The 6,127-nt window shown below is 40.2% G+C and carries 9 protein-coding genes and 1 pseudogene; 2 read left to right on the top strand and 8 right to left on the bottom strand.

The features are described 5' to 3' along the window. The 7 genes and pseudogenes from L641_RS22495 to L641_RS0119555 form a co-directional block, all read right to left on the bottom strand. A pseudogene (locus L641_RS22495) lies at window positions 1-374 on the bottom strand (replication endonuclease); the annotation flags it as partial. Continuing rightward, window positions 374-922: a 3'-5' exoribonuclease gene (locus L641_RS0119530; protein WP_024602004.1), complete on the bottom strand. Its 549-nt coding sequence runs from the start codon at window positions 920-922 to the stop codon at window positions 374-376. The gene L641_RS0119530 and the pseudogene L641_RS22495, both read right to left, overlap by 1 nt. Further along, window positions 919-1,218 (bottom strand): hypothetical protein, encoded by a 300-nt coding sequence (locus L641_RS0119535; RefSeq protein ID WP_024602861.1) that lies wholly within the window; start codon window positions 1,216-1,218, stop codon window positions 919-921. Before L641_RS0119535 ends, L641_RS0119530 begins: the two co-directional genes overlap by 4 nt. Before the next feature lie 31 nt (window positions 1,219-1,249). Next, window positions 1,250-1,849, bottom strand: coding sequence for a DNA N-6-adenine-methyltransferase (locus tag L641_RS0119540; protein ID WP_024602862.1), 600 nt, complete (start codon window positions 1,847-1,849; stop codon window positions 1,250-1,252). A 9-nt stretch (window positions 1,850-1,858) separates the two neighbouring features. Continuing rightward, a complete protein-coding gene (locus L641_RS0119545) occupies window positions 1,859-2,254 on the bottom strand; it encodes a hypothetical protein (RefSeq protein WP_024602863.1) in 396 nt (131 codons plus the stop codon). Between the two features lie 10 nt (window positions 2,255-2,264). After that, the gene (locus L641_RS0119550; protein WP_024602864.1) at window positions 2,265-2,519 is read right to left on the bottom strand and encodes a pyocin activator PrtN family protein; all 255 of its coding nucleotides are present in this window, start codon (window positions 2,517-2,519) and stop codon (window positions 2,265-2,267) included. Further along, on the bottom strand, window positions 2,516-2,797 hold the full coding sequence (locus L641_RS0119555; RefSeq protein WP_024602865.1) for an AlpA family phage regulatory protein: 282 nt from the start codon (window positions 2,795-2,797) through the stop codon (window positions 2,516-2,518). The genes L641_RS0119550 and L641_RS0119555 overlap by 4 nt, the downstream gene beginning before the upstream one ends. A gap of 187 nt (window positions 2,798-2,984) precedes the next feature. Between L641_RS0119555 and L641_RS23045 the strand changes: the two genes are divergently transcribed. Beyond that, window positions 2,985-3,449 carry a helix-turn-helix transcriptional regulator gene (locus L641_RS23045; RefSeq protein WP_024602866.1) on the top strand — a complete coding sequence of 155 codons (465 nt, stop codon included), beginning with the start codon at window positions 2,985-2,987 and terminating at the stop codon, window positions 3,447-3,449. A gap of 27 nt (window positions 3,450-3,476) precedes the next feature. Here the strand turns inward: L641_RS23045 and L641_RS0119565 are convergent, their stop codons facing one another. Next, window positions 3,477-4,601 carry a hypothetical protein gene (locus tag L641_RS0119565; RefSeq protein WP_024602867.1) on the bottom strand — a complete coding sequence of 375 codons (1,125 nt, stop codon included), beginning with the start codon at window positions 4,599-4,601 and terminating at the stop codon, window positions 3,477-3,479. Window positions 4,602-4,789: 188 nt separating this feature from the next. Here L641_RS0119565 and L641_RS0119570 point away from each other — a divergent pair, with 188 nt between their 5' ends. Continuing rightward, window positions 4,790-6,118: an IS4 family transposase gene (locus L641_RS0119570; protein WP_024601195.1), complete on the top strand. Its 1,329-nt coding sequence runs from the start codon at window positions 4,790-4,792 to the stop codon at window positions 6,116-6,118. Window positions 6,119-6,127 lie beyond the last annotated feature (9 nt).

Here is a 6,127-nt window from a genome sequence, read left to right on the forward strand (position 1 = left end):
CTTACATCAAGTGCTTTTTCAAGGCACTCTAATGCAAGAGTGCCTGCATGCTTTTTAGTTTTTTCAACACTACTTAGAATATGCCATGGCAATGGCATATTGTGAGTAATACTGAGCAGAACACCAAAGCGAGGCTTTAAACGCGCAATAGTGCGGCGCATCCATGTATTAGCACGGAACTGGCTCCCCGCTTTTTTCTCGGTGTAACGATCAATGTATTTACGGGCCATGCGACTTTGCAGCGATACAGGCACTTTTTCCAAGTTGCTAGCAAGGTAATTAAAGTCGTCAATATCAGTAATAGACGAAATTAAGCCCTTAGCTATGCTTGATAGGTTAAGGGCGTCAAGGTCGATCGGGATTGGGTTAGCCATTACAGTTTAAGCGCCTGCTTTATATCGCTAACCGCTTTGGCTTTTAACTTCACAATGTCTGTTGCATGTATAGCGGGAAAATTAGGTTCTTGTGTATAGCCGATTAAGTTAAACAAAGTTTGTATATCATTAACCTTGTCAGCTCTCCAAAAGCGGCCTGTTCTATGCTCTGGGTTTTTACCCATGTAATCTAAAATCAGTTGGTGCAGTAGACCGCAATCTGAAAAGTCATCACCTGTTGACCACATAACACGGTCTGCCATTACTTCTATCTGACAAAGCCAATCAACGAATGAATCCAAGGCAAAAACAATATCAGTGCCCAAGTCTTCATCATCAGGGTAATTGGTGCGTAAGTAGTGTCCCCACTGAGAATTAAACGCGGCTGTTGCAGTGCCTAATCGGTCTTGTTTTTCTGGCGATATAACCTCGTGAAAATCAGCGCCAATTACACCTGTTTTAGGGTCAAAAAATACCGCCGCAATTTCAACGATCATTGCGCTTGGGCGATTATCTAAACGAGTTAAATGCACCATTACATTGTTCATGCTGCACCGCCGTCTAATTCAAGTTCAATTAGGTCAAAATCCGCACCGCGTTGAACTGCGTCTAGGGTTTCGCTTAGGCGGTCGTAAATTGGCGCGTATTCAATATGGTCAACTGCAATTAATTGCACTACTGGCATTAGGTCAGTCAGGCAGTTTTCACACTCCATCAGCATGGCAACCGTTGGGCGCTTGGCTAAATTTTTAATAGTAAAATTGGCTTGGTCTACCGCATGTAAAACGATATTGCGTAGTAATTGCTGATTTTTAGATAGATCTTGGTCTTTGATAGTGGTCATTTTTAGTATTCCTTTGGGGTTTTGTTGGTTGTTATTTCACAACGCCAAGCGCTGAGAATATGGCGCGGAACTCGTCGGTTCTATCGCCAAGGTAGGTAATGAAACAGCCTTTTGGGGCGCCTTTTTTTACATTCCCTTGTGGGTCGTTAAAGTGTGTGCGGCCATCAATAAAGCAGCTTAAGCCTGCGTTTAATAACTTTTGACACCATGCTTCTGAGCTATTAACAAAGGTGATGTTCATTGCTTCTTTAAAGTTACCTTGTGCATATTGGTCTAAGTAGTAGTCAATCCAATCGCCGTTGCTTGCTATATCTTCGGTAATGCAGTGGCCGCGATACTTATGGTAGCTCGGGTCGTTACATATTTTTTTAACGCACTTTGGTTTGCAGGCAAGTTCACCTTTATTAAATGGGTGGTTTAACCACACCGTTTCGCCTATCCAATTTTGTGTTAATGCATCATCTTCTTTAGTGAAGTAATGCGCTGCTTTTACTGACTTATTAGCAATCGCATTACTTGCAGGATCTAAATCAATAACGGGGAACATTTTGTGCACATACTGCAAAACTTTAGCTGGCGTATAGAACTCAACATTGCCACTGTCTTGGTTGATTAGCTGATCGGGAGTCATGGCCGTTCCTTAGTGTGAACTAACGGTTAAGTGTGAGTAGTCTGTGTTGGCATGTTCACGCGGGGCGTTTTTTACAAATTTAGCCGGTGCCATGGCATTGGCATCGGTGAATGCTTTAACCAGTGCTTGTAACTGCAAAATGGCTTTGTGAATTTTTAAGCGGGTTTCGGCGCTAAAATTGGCAAAGCCTTTTTCAAGGTCATGGCGTTTTAGGCCTGCGGTAAAACACACGATAGTGCGCTCTTGCTCGCTTAATACTTGAGTGTAAACGTACTCTGGCGTGTGGCGTTCACTGCCCATTAATGCTTTTATTTCAGCTAAGCCTTTTGGTATGTGGCGCCCTTCTACTGCTTTTAGTGGTGCAGGTTGTGCGTTTTCGGTTTGTTTAACGAGTGCATTTGCCATGGTTATGCTCCTAGTTGTTTACGCTTTGCCACTCTGCGCGGCCTTGCTCGTAACGGGTTTGTAAATACGCGCCCAAGTCACTCACGTTTACCAAGGTTGGCGAACGTTCTGAATCAATTGCTTTAAATGTAGGAAACGGCAACTGTGCAGCTTTGGCTTTTTGCTCAGCGGTTTTAGGCTGTATGCCCAAATGCTCAACGCAAACATCTTTAAGCTTTACAATGGGCGTTTCGTAACGCGCCAATAGCGCAAAGGTCATGTTCATGCTGCTGCACCTTCTGCATGCGCTTTTAGCTGATCACCAAATTGGTTATGAAAGTGTTCCGGTGTCATTGAGCGCCAAATGTTAATGTCGGTCGCTAACCAAAAAACACGGTCGCCAGCTATACGGTGGCTTGGTGGAAATTTATTTGCGGCCATTAGCTTGTAAATCATTGCGCGAGAAATACAGCAAAGCTCTGTAATATCTTTAGCTCTTAAAAACTTTTCGCTTTCGCTAATTGGCTCACCTAGTAGTGTTGTGCGGTATTTTTTAGTATCCATTCTTTATTCCTCATCGTATTTAATAGCACCGTGTACAGTTCCATTTTTTGTACTTTTTATGCTAACCTAGTTAGTTATAAGGACTTTTTGCTATTAAAACCACAATAAAGGACACAGCAAAAACCCTTAACAATTAAAAGGTGCCGTATGTGGCACTAATGACAACTTTAGATCACAAAGAGGCACCATGTCAACATCACTTGGCGATAAAATAAAATTAATTCGTGGTACTACTGGTTTAAATCAAATTAAATTTTCTGAGTTGGTAGGTATTGGCATTAGCTCGTATAAAAAGTATGAGTCAGGCAATCGTGATGTTGGCGCACAATCTTTACTCTCTATTGCTAATCACCCGCAATTTAAAAAATATGCGTTATGGCTGATAACAGGCGAGACAAATCCGGCCGCTGGGCAGTTTGCACCTGGCGATGTGATTGATGAACTTGGCTTGTTAAATGAAGAAGAATTTGAAGAACAGTTTATTGATACGTCGATAAAATCGTTAATGATGTTTTTCCATCTTGATTGGTTTAGGGTAAACCCAGACAAAAAGATTGATATTAACGACTGCGGCAAATTATTACTAAAAGACTTAAAACCAATAATTGACGCACGCGCAAGCAAACCCGCGAACAGCCAAAAAACAGCATAAAAAAAGCCCGCATTAAGCGGGCTTAGTTTATATAATCATTTGCGAACGTGATAATTTAGTTAACCTCTCTAAACTATCCCCATTTATTAACAGCTCTAAAAATTCCATTTGGTTACATTGATAGCGCTGCTTGTGGATATGTTTTTTATTGACTAATTCAAATAAATCAAACACCACACTTCCTAAGTACATTTCGTTCTTATCCCTATCCCAGCCCATCTGATCACCAAATTGGACTTGCAATGTAATGTTGTTGTTTTTTGCAGGAAAATTATCACCCATTTTGAATTTTAAAATTGGCCCTTGAGTCCAAACCATTGAGCCTACTTTATCTTTGATTCGCTGTTCATATTTTATATCAAGCGCATCTCTGAACGTATAAGGCACATTAAAATACCAGTTATCGTTGTTTAACGTTCCTTGGCTTAATGCTGAGTTGTAATAAACACTAGGGTGAGTGGCTAATTCTCTCTTTATTTTGGTTTTATCAGTGCTAGGCCACATTGTTTTTAAATGCTTTAAGGTTGCGCTTTCTAAAAATTTAAATTTTATACTCTGGTTGCACAGTAACTCTTTGCACCATGTAAACAAACGATCAGCGGCGGTATTAAGGTAGCTATAAGATATGGCTGCTTTCTTTTTCTTGTGACGAACAACCCAATTTTTCGTACGCTTTATTGTGACCTCTTTAAAATCACCTGTTTGCTCATCAATTTCTAGCTCTGTTCTGTATTCTTCAAAACATACCTGTAGTTCTGGCAGTTTTTTAGGGTTACCGTTTTTAAACCTTGCATAGATTGAAAGATCTTTTGTATTTTCGTTCAATTCAATCAACCATTGCTCAACTGGGAAATGTGGTGCTATCGCATTTTTTATGTCTGCGAGTGTTTGCTGTGGTTCTACCTTTGGTGGTTGGCTAATCTCTGATGATCTATCTTTTGTTAGTTCGCCATTTTCAGCAATGACTTGTATTCGTTCCATGAGGAAGGTTTTTAAAGCGTTGGTGGTATAACACTTGGCTCTTACTTTATTGCCTTTAATGCTTATAGGCCCTAAAACACGAGATTGCCCGCTCATGCTACCACCGTTGTAGATCACGTTTATTTTTTGTTTTGTATCAATTGCATTTTGAATTTGCTGTTCTGCGTCCATGATCTTCCCTTTTCATTTAAAGGGATAGATTAAGTTAGCGTTCAGTTTTTAACAAGCTGGGGATTTATACAGGCATTAAAAAACCCGCATTAGCGTAATGCAGATCAGTTAAGAATATTTTTATGATCACTTGACTGATCTTTCCATGGCTTCAAAATCCGATATTAGAAATAATATCGGATTTTTTTATGTCTCTCATTCAGCACTTCGATAACATGTCTTCATTTTTAAATGATGTACATACACTAGATAAACTTAAACAGGTTCTTGACCCTGATATTCTTGAGCAAGCATTTAAACATGCAGGTGTTGCTACTGTGCGTAAAAGGCGATTACCGCTAGAAGCTGTTATGTGGTCTGTAATTGGAATGAGTTTATTCCGAAACGAAACCGTTTGGGATATCGCTAATAGACTCGACATCTCTTTACCCGGAAAAAACAAACTAGTAGCGCCAAGTGCGCTAGTTCAAGGTCGGCAAAGGTTAGGCTATGAGTCAGTCCAACATACATTTCAATTACTTGCACACAAAACCTTTTCCACCCAGTCTTTTGAACAATGGTGCGGACTTAATTTACTCGCTGTAGATGGCGTTAGTTTTCGAACTCATGATAATCAAGAAAACAGAGAAGCATTTGGCAGTGACAGTAATCAACATGGAGAAGTAAGCTACCCACAAGTACGAATGTGTAGCCTTATGGAAGTATCTAGCCATTTACTGTTAGATAGCAGCTTTGACTCCCGTCGCATAGGTGAAATGAGCTTAGCTCAACGACTATTACCAGCCGTACCAGATAATTCTCTTACCTTGTTTGACCGCGGCTATTACTCATTAGGACTGTTGTATCAATGGCAAAACCAAGGAGATAACACTCACTGGATGTTACCCGCGAGGAAGGATTTACAGTATCAAGTTGAACATAGTATAAATGACAATGATAAAATAGTGATTTTGTCCACAAGTCCTCAAGCCAGAAAGAAATTTGAGTCATTACCAGAGACCATGATGGCAAGATTAACCACCTATAAAGTGGATGGAAAAAGCTATCGTGTACTCAGCTCTCTCATTGACCCTTTACGATTTCCATATGAAGAATTAACAGAGGTTTATACTCAACGCTGGGAAATTGAGCTGGCGTTTAGAGAAATAAAGCAGGGATTGAATCATAGCAAACACACGTTACGTAGTAAGAAACCAGACATGGTACGTCAAGAGTTATGGGGGTTATTACTCGCTTACAATTTAATACGTATCATCATGCTTGATGCAACTAAAGATGAGGATATTTTGCCTACACAGCTAAGCTTTAGCCAATCTATGCGACAGGTTATCGCTTTCTTTATGTTTACGCCAATACATAGTGCAAGTAAGTTGCCTATTCATTACGATGAGTTACTGACAACACTTAGATTGTTTATTTTACCCGATAGATTACCAGATAGGCATTATCCAAGGGTGATAAGAAAGAAGCCGAATAAGTACCCCTATAAAAGAAAATGCCAGTCAGTTCTTAACTGACTGGCATTA

This window comes from Pseudoalteromonas sp. TB41, assembly GCF_000497975.1.
Lineage (GTDB): Bacteria > Pseudomonadota > Gammaproteobacteria > Enterobacterales > Alteromonadaceae > Pseudoalteromonas > Pseudoalteromonas tetraodonis.